Origin of the sequence: Chryseobacterium sp. KLBC 52 (genome assembly GCF_003347605.1) — a bacterium.
GTDB lineage: Bacteria > Bacteroidota > Bacteroidia > Flavobacteriales > Weeksellaceae > Chryseobacterium.
The window spans coordinates 188,853-207,697 of sequence record NZ_QDFZ01000006.1 but is presented as its reverse complement, the minus strand read 5'-3'; the positions used below and the strand labels follow the sequence as shown (position 1 = coordinate 207,697).

General features: G+C 35.9%; 18 protein-coding genes. 10 read left to right on the top strand and 8 right to left on the bottom strand.

Annotation, left to right across the window (positions count from 1 at the left end; translation table 11 throughout):
* Positions 1-80 precede the first annotated feature (80 nt).
* From DDF69_RS08570 to DDF69_RS08545, 6 genes are all read left to right on the top strand, one after another.
* The gene (locus DDF69_RS08570) at positions 81-437 is read left to right on the top strand and encodes a hypothetical protein (protein WP_228411947.1); all 357 of its coding nucleotides are present in this window, start codon (positions 81-83) and stop codon (positions 435-437) included.
* A gap of 263 nt (positions 438-700) precedes the next feature.
* A complete protein-coding gene (locus tag DDF69_RS08565) occupies positions 701-3,085 on the top strand; it encodes a TonB-dependent receptor (protein WP_114820418.1) in 2,385 nt (794 codons plus the stop codon).
* Positions 3,086-3,138: 53 nt separating this feature from the next.
* The gene (locus DDF69_RS08560; RefSeq protein ID WP_114820417.1) at positions 3,139-3,711 is read left to right on the top strand and encodes a hypothetical protein; all 573 of its coding nucleotides are present in this window, start codon (positions 3,139-3,141) and stop codon (positions 3,709-3,711) included.
* 136 nt (positions 3,712-3,847) lie between these two features.
* Positions 3,848-5,182 carry a trigger factor gene (locus DDF69_RS08555; protein ID WP_114820416.1) on the top strand — a complete coding sequence of 445 codons (1,335 nt, stop codon included), beginning with the start codon at positions 3,848-3,850 and terminating at the stop codon, positions 5,180-5,182.
* Positions 5,183-5,501: 319 nt separating this feature from the next.
* Complete coding sequence (locus DDF69_RS08550; protein WP_114820415.1) at positions 5,502-6,188, top strand: hypothetical protein; 687 nt, start codon at positions 5,502-5,504, stop codon at positions 6,186-6,188.
* A gap of 432 nt (positions 6,189-6,620) precedes the next feature.
* Positions 6,621-9,464 carry a M16 family metallopeptidase gene (locus DDF69_RS08545; protein ID WP_114820414.1) on the top strand — a complete coding sequence of 948 codons (2,844 nt, stop codon included), beginning with the start codon at positions 6,621-6,623 and terminating at the stop codon, positions 9,462-9,464.
* 81 nt (positions 9,465-9,545) lie between these two features.
* Here DDF69_RS08545 and DDF69_RS08540 read toward each other — a convergent pair whose 3' ends face one another.
* Together DDF69_RS08540 and DDF69_RS08535 are read right to left on the bottom strand one after the other, a co-directional pair.
* Positions 9,546-10,130, bottom strand: coding sequence for a DUF3109 family protein (locus DDF69_RS08540; RefSeq protein ID WP_114820413.1), 585 nt, complete (start codon positions 10,128-10,130; stop codon positions 9,546-9,548).
* Between the two features lie 6 nt (positions 10,131-10,136).
* Positions 10,137-11,042 carry a DUF6427 family protein gene (locus tag DDF69_RS08535; protein WP_114820412.1) on the bottom strand — a complete coding sequence of 302 codons (906 nt, stop codon included), beginning with the start codon at positions 11,040-11,042 and terminating at the stop codon, positions 10,137-10,139.
* A 42-nt stretch (positions 11,043-11,084) separates the two neighbouring features.
* Between DDF69_RS08535 and DDF69_RS08530 the strand changes: the two genes are divergently transcribed.
* Positions 11,085-11,318, top strand: coding sequence for a DUF6341 family protein (locus DDF69_RS08530; RefSeq protein WP_047434770.1), 234 nt, complete (start codon positions 11,085-11,087; stop codon positions 11,316-11,318).
* Between the two features lie 83 nt (positions 11,319-11,401).
* Here the strand turns inward: DDF69_RS08530 and DDF69_RS08525 are convergent, their stop codons facing one another.
* From DDF69_RS08525 to DDF69_RS08500, 6 genes are read right to left on the bottom strand one after another with little or no spacing between them, the layout of a single operon-like run.
* Positions 11,402-11,839 carry a universal stress protein gene (locus tag DDF69_RS08525; RefSeq protein WP_047434768.1) on the bottom strand — a complete coding sequence of 146 codons (438 nt, stop codon included), beginning with the start codon at positions 11,837-11,839 and terminating at the stop codon, positions 11,402-11,404.
* A gap of 59 nt (positions 11,840-11,898) precedes the next feature.
* Positions 11,899-12,504 (bottom strand): fumarylacetoacetate hydrolase family protein, encoded by a 606-nt coding sequence (locus DDF69_RS08520; RefSeq protein WP_114820411.1) that lies wholly within the window; start codon positions 12,502-12,504, stop codon positions 11,899-11,901.
* Positions 12,505-12,511: 7 nt separating this feature from the next.
* On the bottom strand, positions 12,512-13,072 hold the full coding sequence (locus tag DDF69_RS08515) for a hypothetical protein (RefSeq protein WP_114820410.1): 561 nt from the start codon (positions 13,070-13,072) through the stop codon (positions 12,512-12,514).
* 5 nt (positions 13,073-13,077) lie between these two features.
* Positions 13,078-13,476, bottom strand: coding sequence for a DUF2007 domain-containing protein (locus tag DDF69_RS08510; protein ID WP_114820409.1), 399 nt, complete (start codon positions 13,474-13,476; stop codon positions 13,078-13,080).
* 2 nt (positions 13,477-13,478) lie between these two features.
* A complete protein-coding gene (locus DDF69_RS08505; RefSeq protein ID WP_114820408.1) occupies positions 13,479-14,243 on the bottom strand; it encodes a 3'-5' exonuclease in 765 nt (254 codons plus the stop codon).
* 42 nt (positions 14,244-14,285) lie between these two features.
* Positions 14,286-14,999, bottom strand: a complete 714-nt coding sequence (locus DDF69_RS08500; protein WP_114820407.1) for a CDP-alcohol phosphatidyltransferase family protein — start codon at positions 14,997-14,999, stop codon at positions 14,286-14,288.
* Between the two features lie 89 nt (positions 15,000-15,088).
* Between DDF69_RS08500 and DDF69_RS08495 the strand changes: the two genes are divergently transcribed.
* From DDF69_RS08495 to DDF69_RS08480, 3 genes are all read left to right on the top strand, one after another.
* Positions 15,089-17,017 carry an LTA synthase family protein gene (locus tag DDF69_RS08495; RefSeq protein WP_114820406.1) on the top strand — a complete coding sequence of 643 codons (1,929 nt, stop codon included), beginning with the start codon at positions 15,089-15,091 and terminating at the stop codon, positions 17,015-17,017.
* A gap of 152 nt (positions 17,018-17,169) precedes the next feature.
* Positions 17,170-17,589: a DUF2147 domain-containing protein gene (locus tag DDF69_RS08490; RefSeq protein WP_114820405.1), complete on the top strand. Its 420-nt coding sequence runs from the start codon at positions 17,170-17,172 to the stop codon at positions 17,587-17,589.
* A 240-nt stretch (positions 17,590-17,829) separates the two neighbouring features.
* Positions 17,830-18,810 (top strand): pyruvate dehydrogenase complex E1 component subunit beta, encoded by a 981-nt coding sequence (locus DDF69_RS08480; RefSeq protein ID WP_114820403.1) that lies wholly within the window; start codon positions 17,830-17,832, stop codon positions 18,808-18,810.
* Positions 18,811-18,845: the final 35 nt, after the last annotated feature.

Below are 18,845 nucleotides of genomic sequence, written 5' to 3'. Positions count from 1 at the left end.
TTCTACCTATTGTCAACAATCATAAAGTAATTTAATAAAAGTTTAAGGAAACAATTAAATTATTTTCATAATTTTGAACCATGATTTTTAAAGAAAGCAGAAACCTAAAGAGTTTTATCTCCAAGCTGTTGTTTGGAGTATATTTCCTCGCGCTGCTTTCTCAAAGCTTTCACCATCACGATTCGGTAGATTATTTTAAGGCTTTTCATTTTAAAAAAGTTGAGAATACGATGACGAAAGCTGTTACTAAAGAGAAAGCTGGCGACTGTCTGGCCTGCCACTTTTTGGTTACCGGACATACATTAGCTCCTGAAGAATTCAGTTTTACTTGTGAGCATTACAGCCATGAAGTAAAACAAATCATCGCCATCCAGGAGAAAATCTGGTCACAGACCAAATTCACCTTCCAGCTTCGGGGACCGCCCGCACTTGCATAATTCATAGATTCTATAGGGTTTAAAGTTTTGTACTTTAAAGTTCAATGTTTACTGCTTCAAATTCAATGTTTGAAGTTTAAGGTTTAAAGTTGTTGGGAAAAACACCTGATAATATGTAATTGATATTTAAATAATATTCAGTTGCTGTTTTCTAGCTCCTAACTTCTTACCAGGAATACATTGTACCATCAAAACTAACCCTTCCCACAAATTTTAACGAAAATGTACCCTGTTGAAAAGGGTGCGCAATCAATCTATTTACAATGAAATTGATATATTGCCTGCTGCTGATCTTTTGCGGATCAGTATTTACAAGTGCACAAAAAACTTATACTGTAGAGGGAACCGTTCAGGATTTCCATGATAAAACATTGCTGGAAAATGCAGTGATTAAAATCGGGAACTTTACAGCCAAAACCAATAAGAAAGGTAAATTTTCTTTTGATAAAATTCCTGCAGGAAAGTATACACTCATTGCTCAACATCCTGATTGCAATGATTATACTGAAAATATAGGAGTTAATCAGGATGTTCAGCTCGTTATCACGCTGGAACACCACGTTAAAGATATTGAAACTGTGACTATTCATGGTAGTCATAAGAACAATGGTTCATTGGTCGTCAAAACCCTTAATAAATCTGAAATTGAGAAAAATTCTACAGATAATCTTGGAAACTTATTATCTAAAATTTCAGGGGTAACTGCTTTGAAGACCGGAAATAATATTTCAAAACCTGTTATTCACGGGCTTTATGGAAGCCGTATAAGCATTCTGAATAATGGAGTACGTCTTGCTGAGCAGGAATGGGGAGTAGAGCATGCTCCTAATGTTGATATTAATAATTTTCAACATATCGATGTCATCAAAGGAGCTTCTGCTTTGAAATATGGAAGTGATGCTATTGGTGGAGTTGTTGTAATGGAACCGGAAATTTTCCCTAAAAAAGATACCATCAAAGGTTCAGTCGGGCTTACCGGAATTTCCAACGGAAGAGGTCTTGGATTAGATGCTGATGTAGCTAAAGTCTGGAAGAACGGATGGGCGGTGAAATCTGGTGGAAGCATCAAAAAACTTGGTGATCAGAGTGCTCCCAACTATAATTTGAAAAATACAGGAATGGATTTTTCTTCCTTCAATTTTACAGTTCAGAATAATACTTATGAAAGAGGAATCTCTTTTGATTATTACCTGACAAATCAGAATATTGGGATATTAAGAGACTCACACGTTTCAACTTCTGAAGATTACGACAGGGCAATGAATGCCAACCCTCCAATATATTCAGGTAAATTCAGTTATGATATTGATAATCCAAGACAGGTGATTGAACATCATATTGCAAAAGTTTCAGCTTTCAAAAGGTTTGAAAATATAGGAAAAGTATCTGCAACATATAGCTATCAATACAACCACAGGCAGGAATATGATATCAGAAGAGGTGAGTTGAGTGATACGCCTTCACTGGATTTGGAACTGATGACGCATCAGTTTAATCTTAATGATTTATTAGAGAGGGAAAAATGGTCTTTAGAAACAGGAATTGATGCTGCCTTTCAAAACAACTACTCAGATCCGGCAACCAAAGCAAGACGTCTAATTCCAAATTATGATAAATATTCTGCAGGTGCTTATTCTGTTTTCAAATATAAAATTTCTCCTGAATTCAATTTTGAAGCAGGAGCGAGATATGATTTCACCCGTTATGATGTAACCAAATGGTATGATAAAAGTGACTGGGAAAAATTATATGCAGATGCTTATCCACAATTTTATGTGAAAACAGATCAGAACAGAGTTTTAACGCGCCCTCAGCTTAATTATAATAACGTTTCTTTCAATGCTGGTCTGGAATACCGTCCCAATGCTAATTTTGATTTGAAATTTAATTATGCAAAAGTAGGAAGGTCTCCTAATGTTGCAGAATTATTTTCAGACGGGCTGCACCATTCTGCAGGTATCATTGAAACCGGATACATGGGGTTGAAAAATGAACAGGGACATCAGTTTAATTTGAATGTTGACTCGAAGTTTAATGTTCTGAAAGGGTTAAATGTTTCAGTAAATCCATATTTTTTCATCACTAAAAATTTCATTAACGAAATTCCGGTAGGAATTAAGGGAACAATCAGAGGGGTATTCCCGGAATGGGTGTATCAGCAGATTGATGCGAAAATGTACGGAGTGGATCTGGATATCAACTGGAAACTTACAGAAGATCTTACCTATGTAGGAAAAGGAAGTTATGTATATGGGCAGGATGATACCCACAACGAACCACTGATCTTAATGATGCCACCAAATTTTTCCAATGCATTGCAGTTCAAAAAATCAAAATGGAATAATTTCTATTTCACTGTTGAAAATCAGACGTTTTTAAAACAAACCAGATTCCCTATCCGAAATGCACCATTGGAGCTTTATGTGAATGGTGAATTGGTGGATAAGGAAATAGATTTCAGTACTCCGCCAAACGGGTATTCACTTTGGAATATCCAAACTGGAATCAACATCAGCAAAAATCTTTCTGCGGGACTTATTGTAAACAATCTTTTCAATACTTCATACAGAGAGTATCTGAACCGTTTAAGGTTCTTTGCAGATGAGGCGGGACGAAACTTTATTTTAAACTTTAGATACCGATTCTAAAGATTTCAAAAAAAAATTCAATCAAAATTTTACAATTTTAAAATTCTTAAAAAATGAAAAATCTATTCAATACTAAAAATATTATCAAATTATTAGCTGTTTTATTCATCACTGTTACTGCCGTTACTTCTTGTCAGAGAAACGGTTCTGCGGAAGAAGACGATCTTCCTCAGGAAGAACTTACCAACATCCTTTTGTTGGTGACAGATGATGCGGCCGGAACTACTCAGACCTATGATTACAGTATAGGGGCGGGGGGAACACCTACAATACCGCTTACAAATGGAAAAACCTATACTGTTCAGGCAAAATTCAAAAACGGAAATGAAGATGCTACTCAGGAAATTATTGATGCTAAAAATGAACATTTTTTAATTTTTGATTTTCCAAAGTCTGATATTACCGTGGAAAGAGTGGATGGCAGTGATCTTAGAAGCGATGGGAAAAGAGTCGGACTGAGAACAAAATGGACTGTTGTAAAAGCTGTTGATGGAACAGACCCATTTTTAAAATTAACTCTAATTCACTCTCCACAAAGCGTAAATGATGCCAAATCAGGAACTGCCTGGGGAAGCGTAGTAGGAGGAGAAACAGATGCTGAGGCAAAATACAACCTAAGTAATTAGGACAATTAATCTTGTTTGGACCACCGGAATTCTCCGGTGGTTTTTTATTTAACAATATTTGGCTTTATAAGTTGATTTTAAATGGGTATTTTTCATAAAAAATTCCTATTTTTGCAACCTAAAATTTTAATCAATAATGAAGGTTACCGCACAAAACCATGATGATGTAAGTGCATTGCTTACAGTAACATTGGAAAAATCTGACTACAAAGAAAAAGTAGAGAAGCAGTTGATTAATTATGCTAAAAATGCGCAAGTTCCTGGATTCAGAAAAGGGAAAGTGCCTTTGAGTATGGTTAAAAAACAATATGAAGCAGGTATTGCATTTGAAGAAATCAACAGACAAGTTTCTGATGCTTTAAACAACTATGTTAATGACAACAAACTAAGATTAGTTGGTCAGCCTGTTCCTCAGCCAGTAAACGAATTCGATTACAATGCTGATCAATTAGAAGTTGCTTTCGAAGTAGGATTTGAGCCTGAATTCACTATAGATTTAGCTAAATATGAAGCTCCTCATTACAAAGTAGAAGCTTCTGATAAAGAAATCGGTAAGAGCATTGAAAACATGCAGAAGCGTTTCGCTGAGCAGGTTCCTCAAGATAAAATCACTAAAGATTCTTACATTGCTTTAGAAGTTTCTCAGGTTGTGGAAGAAGATGCTGAAGGAGAGCACCACCACCACCCAAAAAACCTTACGATTACTGCTGAAAACAAAGAAGCTTTCAAATTGGTAAAAGGTTTGAAAATGGAAGGTTCTGTAAAAGTAACGAAAGAAACTCTTGCAGGTGACGAAGAATTAGCTAAAGAATTAGGATTCAGCAAAGAAGAAGTTGAGCACCTACACCACAATGAATTAGAAGTTAAAGTAAAAGATTTCTATTCATTAAATTTAGCTGAGCTTAACCAGGATCTTTTCGACAAAGTATACGGAGAAGGAAACATTAAGTCTGAAGATGAGCTTAAAGATAAAGTGAAAACTGAATTAGACGAGTATTTCCAACAGAATGCTGATGTTCACTTCGTGAATAAAGTATTAGAGCAGGTAACAGAGAAGGAAGAAGTAAAACTTCCTGAATCTTTCCTTGTGAAGTGGTTATTATTCTCTAACCAGAATATCCAGTCTGAAGATCAGGCTAAAGAAATTCTTGAAGCTGAGAAAAACCAATTGAAGTATCAGATCATCGAAGGTAAATTGATGACTGAGAACGAAATCAACCTGGACTATGCTGATGTATTGGCTCAGGCTGAGCAGTTGGTGAAAAATCAATTGGCGATTTACGGAATCCACCACTTAGGGGATGAAGAAATCCAGAAATATGCTGTTGAAATGTTGAAAGACCAGGAGCAGGTAAGACAAATTTCTTCTGAAGTAGCAATGGCTAAATTGAAAGATGTAATTCTTGAAAAAGCGACTAAAAAAGAAACTAAAATTTCTCACGACGAATTTTTAGAAGAACTTAAGAAATAATTATACTCAGATATAAATATTTGAAAACCGTCAATTCTTTGGCGGTTTTTTTTGTTGTAAATCTTTTCTAAAAATTACGTCACATGTATTCGGTAAACTAATGGCCGGGTTTTTGTTTTCAAAGTTCATATAGAGCATTCATCAACTATCAACTATCAATTATCAATTATCAATTATCAATTATCAATTATCAATCATCAATTATCAATTATCAATTATCAATTATCAATCATTACTAATTACTAATTGCTCATTACTCATTATTTATTCGTATGTCCGCCAATATTCCTATATTTACTCTTTAAACTTTATTTATAATATGAAAAAGATCATCATTCCGTTTTTCTGCGCTGTACTTTTCTCAGTGCCTGCAGCAGCTCAGAAAAAAGGGGCTGCATCTGCTAAAACAGAAGCCGTACAATCAAAACTTACCCCTAAAGAAGTTCTTGATAATTATTTCAAAGCGCTAGGTGGAAAAGATAAACTGGACGCTGTAAAATCTACCATTACTGATAACACAGTGGCTGTGCAGGGAATGGAAATCCAAATGACAACCAAGAAATTAGGAAATAAATTCAAATCTGTACAATCTTTCATGGGGAAAGAAATGGTGCAGCTTTTTGACGGTGAGAAAGGATATTTTGATCAGATGGGAACCAAAACAGATATTCCTGCTGACAAAATTGCCGACCTGAAAAAAGGAAAACCAATGGATGCCTTAGCATTTGATGCTTCTAATTTCAAGACCGTATCTGCAGAAAAGCTTGACGGAAAAGACTATAATGTATTGTCTTCAGACAAAGGAAAGTTCTATTTCGATGCTGCAACAGGTCTTTTGTACAAGACGGATGCGGGAGAAGGTAAAGCAACCATTAAAAGCTATATGGCAGTAGAGGGAATACAGTTCCCGGCTGAAGTAGATGCTGAAGGTGGAGGTCAGAAAATGACCATTAAGACCACAAAAGTAGTCATCAACTCCGGAGTTTCGGATGCTGATTTTAAATAAGAAAATATTTTTTAAGCAATCAAAACCGGGAATTCCCGGTTTTTTTATAGAAAATATGCCCGAAATCAAATAAAATTTCTTCATGCGATATTGCCGCGTTCAGAAATCAGGGCTAGGGTTTGTAACTGAAATTTTTTAATCAAAATAATAAGACCGCTGTGTTTCACAACGGTTTTTTTTGTCTAGAAAGGATGATATACTAACGGCTTAAACAATAATTTTAGGCTCAATTAGGAAAATGTGCTTATTTTTAATTAGTCTATTTTAATTAAATAATGAATGTTTTTAATTAAAAATCATTTTAAATAATATAAAACAAACAATTTGCTTTCATTTTATAATATTTAAATTTTTTAACTTCAATTTAACCCTTTACTAAAAGGCCAATTGAAAAGAGAATTGATATTTTTGAGGGGTCAAAAAATAATGTAGATGAAAAAAATGTTATCCTCGTTTTCAGCCATCTTCCTGATGTCTCTAAATGTCTATGGACAGAACATCCCTGTGGATCCGTCCTTAAGAATCGGTACTCTTTCCAACGGAATGAAGTATTATATCAAAAAAAATGTTTTACCTGAGAAAAAAGTAGAATTCCGTCTGGCAATCAATGCCGGATCTATCCTTGAAGACGAAAATCAAAGAGGACTGGCTCACTTTATGGAGCACATGAACTTCAACGGAACCAAAAACTTTCCTGATAATAAATTAGTAGACTTTTTGCAATCTATCGGAGTGAAATTCGGACAGCACCTGAATGCGTATACCGGTTTTGACGAAACGGTTTATATGCTTCCTGTTCCATTAGATAAACCGGGAAATCTGGATGCCGGACTGAAAGTAATGGAAGACTGGGCATTTAATGCAACGCTTTCCGATGAACAAATCAATAAAGAAAGAGGAGTGGTACTGGAAGAGCTGAGATTAGGCCTTGGACCCGATAAGAGAATGATGGATAAATACCTTCCGAAACTTTTATACCAATCTCAATATGCAGAAAGACTTCCAATTGGCAAAAAAGAAGTATTGGAGAACTTCAAACCCGATCTTATCCGAAAATTCCACCAGGATTGGTACAGACCGGATCTGATGGCAATTGTTGTGGTAGGAGATATCAATGTAGATGAAATAGAAAAAAAGATTAAGAATAACTTCAGTCGATATAAAAATCCTTCAAAACCCAGAGAAAGAAAATCTTTTGATCTTCCGAATCATAAAGAAGCACTGGTAGCCATTGAGACTGATCCCGATGCAACAGGTTCCGGAGTACAATTCGTCATCAAAGATTCTGAAGCGTACCAACCGGATGTCACGGTTCAGCAATATGATCAAACTGTCGCAGAAGGTCTTGTAAATATAATGCTGAACAGCAGATTGGCAGAGCTGATTAACTCTACGAATCCTCCTTTTACCTATGGTTCAGTTTATCATGGAGGAACTTTTGCAAGAAGCAAAGAGGCATTTCAGGGATCAGCAGCGACAAAAGACGGAGACCAGCTCAATGCGCTGAAAGTTCTTTTGGAAGAAGTGGAAAGAGCCAAAAGATTCGGATTTGCCCAATCTGAATTGGACAGAGCAAAAGATCAGATGCTTTCTTCTTATGAATGGGCTTACAACAACCGGGATAAAAACCAAAGCGGTGAGCTTATCGATGGTTATGTGAACAATTTCCTGAGACACGAGCCCATACCTGGAATTATCTGGGGATATGAACATATTAAAGAAATCCTTCCAGCCATAGCACTGGAACAGACCAATGGAATTATCAAAAAGCGGGTAAAAGATGACAGCAGAATCATTGTTATTACAGGTCCAAAAAAGGATAATATAATCATGCCGACGGAAGCCATGGTTCTGAAGACATTTGATGATGTGAAAATGGCTGATCTTAAACCTTATGCAGAAAAAACGAAAACTGAAAGTTTAATAAAACCTTTTAAATCCGAAGGGAAAATTGCTAAAACAGAAGCAGATGCCAAATTAGGAACCACTACATGGTCTTTGAGCAACGGAGCTAAAGTTACTTTCAAAAAGACAGATTTTAAAGATGATGAAATTGTTTTTGCGGCAATAAGCCTGGGAGGAGTGTCTGTCATTCCCGATGCTGATTACAATAAGACAAAATACGCATTCGATGCCTTGCTGGAAGCTGGACTAGCCGGGCTTTCCAAGACAGATCTTGCACACTATCTTGCAGGAAAACAGGTGAGTGCAAGCGCTTATGTGGGTGGCCTTACAGAAGGTGTTTCCGGGACAAGTTCAAAGAAAGACCTGAAGACCGCGATGGAGTTGATCTATGCCTGTTTTACAGACTTAAACTATGACCCCGAAGCATTCAACGCTTATAAAACAAAAAAGTCTGCAATGCTGACGAATGTAGATTCGGATCCGGGATATTATTTTTCTAATGAATACGCCAAATTTATCAATCAGAAAAACCCAAGATTTACCGGCCTTGAGCCTACAGAAAAAGATTGGGCGAATACAGATTATAGAAAAGCATATGATATTTATAAAGAGAAATTTGCCAATGCAGGTAATTTTCATTTCTATTTTGTAGGAAATATAGATGAAGAGCAGCTTAAAAAAGAAGTTCTGCAATATATCGCTTCACTTCCCGCAACAGGAAAATCCTCTACATTTAAAGATACAGGTTACAGACCGGTGAAAGGAGGGTATACTAAGGTTTATAAAAAAGGAAAAGAACCGAAGAGTCTGGTAACGATCTCTTACAGCGGAGAAGTTCCTTATAATGAGAAGGAAGCTATGGCATTATCTGCACTTGGAGAAGTCGCTACCATTAAAGTTCTGGAAAAGCTAAGAGAAGATGAAAGCGGCATTTATGGAGGTGGTGCAAGTGGTAGCTTCAGTAAGATCCCATACAGTGCTTATGATTTTAGTGTTAATTTCCCTTGTGGTCCTGAAAATGCAGAGAAGCTTACAAAAAGTGCTATGGCAGAATTACAAAAATTGATAGATAAAGGACCAGAGCAAAAGGATCTTGATAAATACAAAGAAGGAGAATATAACGAATATAATACGAGTCTTAAGGACAATGGATTCTGGCTGCAGGGTATTGCCCAGAATCAATTGGATGGAAGCGATCAATACGATATTCTGAATTACCCGGATAAAGTAAAAGCACTTACGGTTAAAGATCTTCAGGGTGTTGCCAAAAAATACCTTACAAAAGAGAAAAATATAGCAACGTTAATGCCGGAAGATGGTTGGGAAACGGCTAAAAAAGAGGAAGCTAAAAAAGCAGGAACATCCAATTAAACTACTTTTGGGAAGCTTTAATAAATAAGAAAACCGCAGAGAGATCTGCGGTTTTTAATATTTCATTCAAATACGTATCAGTTAAGAACCATATTCTTTTTTCCATTCTTCAGCAGCTTCGCTCAGAACAGTGTAAAATTCTTCACCGTACTTTCTCGTCAGTGGAGTTTTTAAAAACTTATAAACAGGCACCTGAAGCTCTTTTCCAAGGGTACAGGCATCACTGCATACATTCCACTCGTGATAATTCAATGCCGTAAATGCCGAATATTCCGTAACACGGATCGGGTAAAGGTGGCAGGAGATAGGTTTCTGCCAGTCCACGGCACCATCTTCATACGCTTTTTCAATACCACATTTCGTAATTCCTTTTTCATCAAAGGTTACATAAGCACATTCGCGGTTCTCCACCATTGGAGTAACATACATTCCGTCGTGTGGATCAGTAGTCCATGTCCCTTGTTCTTCAAGGGCTTTTATTCCTTCCTGAGTAAGGTAAGGTTTTATCTGATCAAAAATACTGTCCAATATCTCAAGCTCGTTTTTATCCAACGGAGCTCCCACATCTCCTTCCACACAACATGCACCTTTACATTTTGTAAGGTTGCAAACAAATTCTTCGGAAAAAATTTCCTCTGAAATCAATTTATCGTCTATCTGAATCATAATTTTCTAAAATAAATCAAAAACTGTACCTGCTTTAAAGGTCAGTAAACTAATAATAATAACCCATACACTGGCTTCACGCATCCAGTATTTCGGTAAAAATCTCATCATTCTGCTCAGAATAATACTAGAAGGAAATGCCAGAAGAAGCAGATATTCATAGCTTTTATTCATATATAAAATGATGGAAACAAGCTGTGCCACAGAAAAAACCAATAAGAAAGTGTATTTATACCTGCTTATCGGGCTTTTCTTGTTATAGTTTTTAAAATGGTCATATACTGCATAAATAAGCATCAGAACCACAGGAACCAAAGGCAAAAGTTCTGTGTAATCCGTTACCGGTTTCATTCTTCCAAACGGAAAATAATCAATATTCCATGACGTGAACTGAATGAAATACATGACAGAAAAATAACTGAATGTAATCAAAACAATTCCCAAAAGAAACCTGAAGAGGTTCAGGGTAATTTTGGCAGAAGTTGCGATCACGTGGATGATGACAAAAACAGCCATCGGCCATGTCGTTGGAAGAAAAATAAAGTTCAGGGCCACAATAGATCCCACCAATACATAGGACTTTTTCCTGATGTCTTCATCCGCACTGGTCAGAAGCAGCATAAGAAAAGAGTTGGTAAGCAGCGAAACTGCAATTCCTATATCCAGATTTCCGGGATACAGCCCGAAAATAAAAAAGGTATATAAAAATAACGGCAGATGGGTCTGATAATTAAGGGCAATACTGTGAAAACAAAAATAAGCCAAAGCAATTCCCAGAAAAGTTATTCCGGCAACTATAGCTTCGTAAGTGTTGAAATTCAGTATGTTAAATATTATGACTACTAAAAGAAGAAAACCAATATAGACAGGAATTGAAAAAATATTGCTTTCTTTTGAAAGTAATTTAAACATTTTTTATAAATTTGTACAAAGTTAATTTAAAAAAGGAAAATAATGACGTCTTTCTTTCTATTCTTAAGCAAAGTTTTCAAATGGACTTTCGGTTTCTTTGATGCGTTTGGAAATGTTTTAAACTGGATTCTATTTATAGTTTGCTGTGTACTATTTACTTATTGGTGCTACGTACTGGTGGTTACACTGGGAGGTGACAAAGATAAAGACTATTATTCTCCAACGGAAGGTAAGCACCCTTACTACGATCCGAATATCTACAAAAAAGAAGGTTAATTAATTGGTTATATAGTAAAAAACCGATCAAACATTATGCTTTGATCGGTTTTTTTATTACTAACGATTAAAATTTCTTTTTCTTAGTCGTGAATCGGAAGTACCAGCACAGGAATACTTGAACTTTTCGTAATTCCTTTTGTTAAGCTTCCCACGAATACATCATAAATTCCGCTTCTGCCATGTGATCCCATCACAATATAGTCTGCATTTTTTGCCTTTGCATGTTCCAGAATAATATCTTTGGCAAGTCCTTGTTTTAAAAGGTGCTCGCAATCGATATCATGACTGATGATTCTTTGCTCAATTTTATTAAGCTGCACCAGCTCTTCTCTGATTTCATTGGCTTCCACTTCCGGAAAATATTGAAATCCCATATCGCCAATGGCAAAGCCGATATCTGATGGCGCTACGTGGATCAGGTAAATTCTGCCGTTAAGCTGTTTTGCAAATTTTATGGCACCCTCCACCAATTGGTCTGTCTTGTCCCCAAAATCTACGGGCAATACAATATTTATCATAACCTCTAGTTTTGTTACCTAAAGATAGGAAAAATTTGTCAGACTTTGATATTAAATACTTATAATATTCGGATATCAAGGATTTTTTCCTCTTCAAGGTAAGCTTCCAGAATATCATTTTCTTCTACCTTTCCAACCCCTTTTGGAGTTCCTGTGAAAATAAGATCACCTACTCTTAATGTAAAATACTGAGACGCAAAAGCTACAATATCGTCAAATTTGAACATCATATCTTTCGTATTGCCATCCTGTACCTTCTCTTTGTTTTTTAATAATGAAAACTGAAGGTTCTCAAGGCTGAAGTTCTCTTTTTTAAAGAAGCTGCTTACCACAGCCGAACCATCGAAACCTTTGGCAAGCTCCCATGGAAGCCCTTTTGATTTCAGTTCGCTCTGAAGATCTCTGGCTGTAAAATCGATTCCAAGACCAATTTCTTCATAATGCTTATGCGCTGTTTCTTTCTGAATATATTTTCCTCCTTTTGAAATTTTTAATACCACTTCAAGCTCGTAGTGAATATCATTGGAAAATTCAGGGATATAAAAATCATTTCCTTTTAAAACAGCAGTATCCGGTTTCATAAAGATAACTGGATTCTCAGGAATTTCATTTCCTAATTCTTTTGCATGCTCACTGTAGTTTCTTCCTATGCAGATTATTTTCATAACTTAATTAATTTACTTTACCTTTAAAATATCCTTTTCCTTCTACTATGTATTTTCCAGGACCGTATCCTTCTTGAATTTTAAGTTCGGTATAGCCGAAGATACTGTCTCCTTTTTCATAAGATTCTTTATTTAGAATAAGTTTACTGTCCAGAACTTTATAATATTCTCCCGTATTCAGAAAATCAAGAGGCTTGATATTATCCGTATAAGAATAGGGTGAAACTTTATATCGGTTCTGCAAAATATCAATTTGATAGCCGCCGCCGCTAAAACCATCTCCAACAGAAAATGTAATATTCAGTGCTGGATTTCTGTTAATATAACAACTATAATACTCAAAACTTGTGCTATCTGATGTTATTTTGAAATCATTGGTTTTAGCATCTTCACCTTCCTGGCTCCAGATAGTGGCCTGTTTTTGTTTATTAAATGCTTTAAAAAGAGGTTTTTGACTCAAACTGTGATCCACTTCAACACTTTTCCATTCTAAGAAGAACTTTCCCGTTATGAAAACAAGAAAGCCAAGAATAATGATGAGTGCAATTTTTCCAGTCTTTTTGATCATAGTTTTTAATGCGTAAACTCATTTCCGCAATAGTAACATTTGAATTTGTGACTCGTCAGAAATGAAATTCCAAAGAAGCTCGTTGTACTGTCATCCCTGTAAATGTGATTAGAGCCACATTTCGGACATACAAAATCAAACTCAGGATCTTCAATGGTATGTTCTACTTCCAGCGAATACTGCTCGTTGTCTTTATAGTCCTGCAGGATTTGATTAGCTTTTTCCACATCTTCTTCAAATACCTGAAGCTGTATACCTCCTACAGCCTGTGACAGAAGCCAATCCGACTGGATAAGCTGCTCATTCGCAATGAAACTGTTTATGCCGTTTTCAGCCAATATTTGCTTGTCCCTGTTAGCTTCAAGGGCAGTTTCATAAAATTTAAAACGAACCAGGTCGGACATATTTAAAATCTACTTGATAATTGAATCTTTGTAAAAACCTTCTTAGTATATAATGGAAAATCAGCATTCTGAAGCCATCCGAAATATCCTAAATCTTTTTGGAATACTGCTTTCACGCCCTGACCTTTATATTTTCCAAAGTTGAAAACCTCTTCCATTTTCTCGTTATATCCGATAAATCCGGCAAGATCTGCATTCTTGTTATGGAATGTAAATTCACTTAGCGGTGCTATTTCATTCGGAATATCATCATATTTTCCAACCTGCGCATCCAGAACTTCAAAGGTAGCCCACACATCAGCTTCTGCAGAGTGTGCATTTTCCAATGTTTTTCCACAGTAGAACTGGTAAGCAGCCCCTAAGTTTCTGGGTTCTTTTTTATGGAAAATAGTCTGTGCATCTACCAGTCTGAATTTACTCAGATCAAAATCCATTCCTACTCTTAAAAGTTCTTCTGCTAAAAGCGGAACATCAAATCGGTTAGAGTTAAATCCTCCCAAATCACTGCCGGTAATCATTTCCATTACTTTAGAAGCAATGTCTCTGAAGGTAGGAGCATCTTTTACATCTTCATCATAAATCCCGTGGATCTCGCTGCTTTCTTTAGGAATAAGCATTTCCGGGTTTACACGCCATGTTTTGCTTTCTCTGGAAGCATCCGGATTTACTTTTAAAATACAGATTTCAACAATTCTGTCTTTTCCAATATTAGTCCCTGTGGTTTCCAGGTCAAAAATACAAAGTGGTTTATGGAGTTTTAAATTCATGTTGAGTATTAATAATTTGAAACGTGTTTTATTTAAATGAGTTTATTTTAATTGTGCCTGAAAAATAAGAGACACCAATATATAATAAATAACAAGCATTGGAATTCCAATAACCTGGAATATCGCAAGAATAGCAATTCCTCCCACCAGTAATACAACTTTAGGGTAATTATCTTTTAATTGTTTTGATTTGAATTTCATCGCCATCATCTTGATCGGGCTGATCAGAAGCCATGACGTAAGAAGAGTCAACAGGATCAATAACAATTCATTATCAAACAGAAAACTAAACGTTCCGGTTTCCTTAAACGCATAATAAAGACCAAAAAGTAAAACGGTGTTGGTAGGCGTATTCAATCCTTTGAAATAATAACGCTGTTCTTCATCAAGGTTAAAGATAGCAAGTCTCAGACACGAAAATACCGTGACAATGAGACCCAGATATTTGATCTCAAACGGAAAATGAATTCCAAGAAGCTCAGCTCCAAAAGGTTCAAGAGCTTTGTACATTGTAAGTCCCGGGATTACGCCAAAACTTACCATATCTGCAAGAGAATCCAGCTGAAGCCCAAGATTAGAGTTTGATTTTAAAGCTCTGGCTACAAAGCCATCGAAAAAATCGAAAATCGAAGAGAGGATAAGACAGATTGCTGTTGTCTGATAATCTCCTAAAATTAAATGTATTGCACCTATACAGCCTGCAAATAAATTAGCCAGGGTTAAGGCATTGGCCAGATTATTCTTTATAAAATCCATAAACACAAAATTACAGTTTTTAAAAATTCTAACTCAAAATAATATGAACTAAAAAATGCATTACAGTGATTTTGATGTAAATTTGCTCCATGAAATTTTTAAAAGGATTTAGAAAACAGGAAGTTCTGGCATTGGTTTACAGGATTTTTTTAGCCTATGTTTTTTATCAGATTGCCAGACTTTTATTCTGGTATTTTAATAAAGATCTGATTAAAGTTGACTCCGTTTCAGAATATATAAAGCTGGCTTTCCATGGTACAGCTTTCGATACCACAGCTATTTTATATGTCAACGCATTATTTATACTCCTGAGTTTATTGCCGCTGGTTATTAATACCAAGAAAATCTTTCAGAAAGTTCTATTCTGGGTGTATTTCATTACCAACGGGATTGCCTATGCAATGAATTTCGGAGATTTTATTTACTATAAATTTTCGCAGGCAAGACTTACTTCAGCCGTATTTCAGGTGGCAGAACATGAGTCTAATGTTTCCAAAACATTGATGATCTCTGTGGGGGAGCATCCTTTTGTACTGATTTGGTTCATTGTGTTGATGATTTTATGGGTTTTCCTTTACAAAAGGGTGAAAGTAGAAGAGGTGAAACCAGAGAAACTGCTTCCTTACTTTATCACTTCCATTCTTACGCTGTGTATTACAGCGGTGCTGGTTGTGGGAGGAATCCGAGGTGATTTTAAACATAGCACAAGACCGATTAATATGGTGGATGCTACCCGTTTTGTAACTAATCCTCTGCAGGGTAATATGGTGCTCAATAGTACATTTTCCTTTTTCAGGACTTTAAATACCAATAATTTTAAGGAAGTTCATTTTGTAGATGAAAAATATATTGAAGATTATGTACAACCATATAAAGTATACGACAGAAAAGTAGAGAACCGCCCCAATATTGTTATTTTCATTGTAGAATCTTTCGGGAGAGAATATTCGGGAGCTTTCAATAAAGATAAAAATATCAAGGATTACGTTTCTTACACTCCGTTTATGGATAGCCTGGCTACCCAAAGTCTTATTTTTCCGAATACTTTTGCCAACGGAAGACAGTCTATTCACGGGATGAGCAGTGTGTTGGCCGGAATTCCGAGTCTTACCGATGCATTTACAGGATCTCCGTATTCCAATCAGAAAATTCAGTCTATTGTTTCCGTGTGTAATGATCTTGGCTATGATACATCTTTCTATCATGGAGCGCCTAATGGTTCCATGGGATTCCTTGGATTCGGAAATATTTTAGGATTTAAACATTATTTCGGAAAAACAGAATACAATCATGATGAAGATTTTGACGGAATGTGGGCGATCTGGGACGAGCCTTTCCTTCAGTATTTCGCAAAGAATGTAGGAAAGAAACAACCTTTTATGACGACTGTATTTACCGCATCATCCCATCATCCTTTTAAAATCCCTGAAAAATATAACGGGAAATTTAAAAAAGGAAAAATAGAAATCCATGAGCCGATGCAGTATACGGATTATGCGATCAAAAAATATTTTGAAACGGCTAAAAAGCAACCTTGGTACAACAATACCATCTTTGTTTTCACGGGAGATCATACCAATCAGGTCTATTATCCGGAATATGAAAGAGCGATGAACCGTTACGCTGTTCCGTTGGTATTCTATTCTCCGAATCCTGCGTATCAGTTAAAAGGTGTTAGTGAGGAAATTGCACAGCAGGCGGATATCTATCCTACACTGGCAGATCTTATCGGGTATAACAAACCTATCCGAAGCTGGGGAAGAAGCTTGGTGAGTGACAAAAAATATCCCTTCATCGTCGTAAACTCAGATGGAAGTACAGATCAGTTTATGATCGGAAATTATATTTACCGCTTTGATGGAAAAGAGATCATCGGAGTCTATGATAAATCTGATCTGAGCCTCGAAAAAAATATCATGAACGAAGTTAGAAACCCAGAAATCGAACAAGGAAAGAAAACTGCAAAGGCCTGGTATCAGGATTATATGGATAGGGTGATTAACAGGAAGCTTTACTAATAAGACAAAGAAACCATTTTGGATTGATTTTTTTACTTTTCTTTGTCTCTTTATGCTTTGTATAATAAAAGTTTTTGTTCGTTGAAAATTAATTTATATTTTTATCAATACGTAGATAAGAATATTGTATTAAAATTAAAACTATAAAAAATATGAAAAAAATATTGTTAACGTTTGCACTTTCTTTATGTGGTGTACTTACATTTGCTCAGATAGAAGGTAAGTGGAAAACGATAGATGATGAGACAAAACAGGCAAAATCTATTGTGGAGGTCTACAAAAAATCAGACGGGAAATACTATGGAAAAGTTTCTCAGTTGTTGATAAAACCGGCTGATCCAAACTGTACAGCTTGTAAAGATGACAGAAAAGGAAAACCAATTTTAGGATTGGAGATCATCAGAGGATTGAAAAAAGACGGTGATGAATTTACCGGAGGAACTATTACAGACCCTAAAACAGGAAAAACATACAAATGTACCATTACAAGAAGCGGTGATAAACTGAACGTAAGAGGGTACTTAGGATTATCTTTATTAGGAAGAACCCAGGTTTGGGAGAAAGCTAATTAGTATAAGTTTAAATAGAATTTTAAATGACATTTCAGAAATGAGATGTCATTTTTTTGTGGATAAAAGGATTATGAGGAATTTCTTCGTGACTTTAGGAAAACTGCAAATAAAAGAGCTATCACGAAGAAAAGCCCTTTTAAATAAAATTAATATTAAAATTTTCCATTCAAATGAGATGGCTTTTTATGATGTGTATAATAAAAAAACACTACTTTTGTAGTCTAAATTTTTCAAGAAAATATGGCAGAATATACTTTTCGTGAGGTAATTGCACAGGCAATGAGCGAGGAAATGCGTAAAGACGAATCCATCTATCTGATGGGTGAGGAAGTTGCAGAATATAATGGTGCATATAAAGCTTCAAAAGGAATGCTGGATGAATTTGGTCCGAAAAGAGTAATCGATACACCGATTGCAGAACTTGGATTTACTGGAATCTCTGTAGGAGCAGCAATGAATGGTAACAGACCCATCGTAGAATTTATGACATTCAATTTCTCGTTGGTAGGAATTGATCAGATTATCAATAACGCAGCGAAAATCCGTCAGATGAGTGGAGGACAGTGGAATTGCCCAATTGTTTTCCGTGGTCCTACTGCTTCTGCAGGACAATTAGGAGCTACTCACTCTCAGGCTTTCGAAGGTTGGTTTGCCAACTGTCCGGGACTTAAAGTGGTAGTACCATCTAACCCATACGATGCAAAAGGATTATTGAAAACTGCAATCCAGGATAATGACCCTGTAATTTTCATGGAATCTGAACAGATGTACGGTGATAAAATGGAAATTCCTGAAGAAGAATACTACTTACCAATAGGAAAAGCAGATATCAAGAGAAAAGGTACAGACGTTACTTTGGTTTCTTTCGGAAAGATCATGAAACTGGCTCTGCAGGCTGCTGAAGATATGGTTAAAGAAGGAATCTCTGTAGAAGTTATTGACCTTAGAACTGTTCGTCCTCTTGATTTCGATACCATTTTGGAATCTGTAAAGAAAACAAACAGACTGGTTATTTTAGAAGAAGCCTGGCCATTTGGTTCAATCTCTTCAGAAATTACTTATATGGTACAGCAAAAAGCATTCGATTATTTAGATGCCCCTATCAAGAGAATTACTACTCCTGATGCACCTGCACCTTACTCTGCAGCATTATTTGCAGAATGGTTCCCAAAACTTGAAAAAGTAAAAGAGGAAATCAAAAAAGCGATGTACGTAAAATAGTTATAGAAAAAAACTTCCGAAAGGAAGTTTTTTCA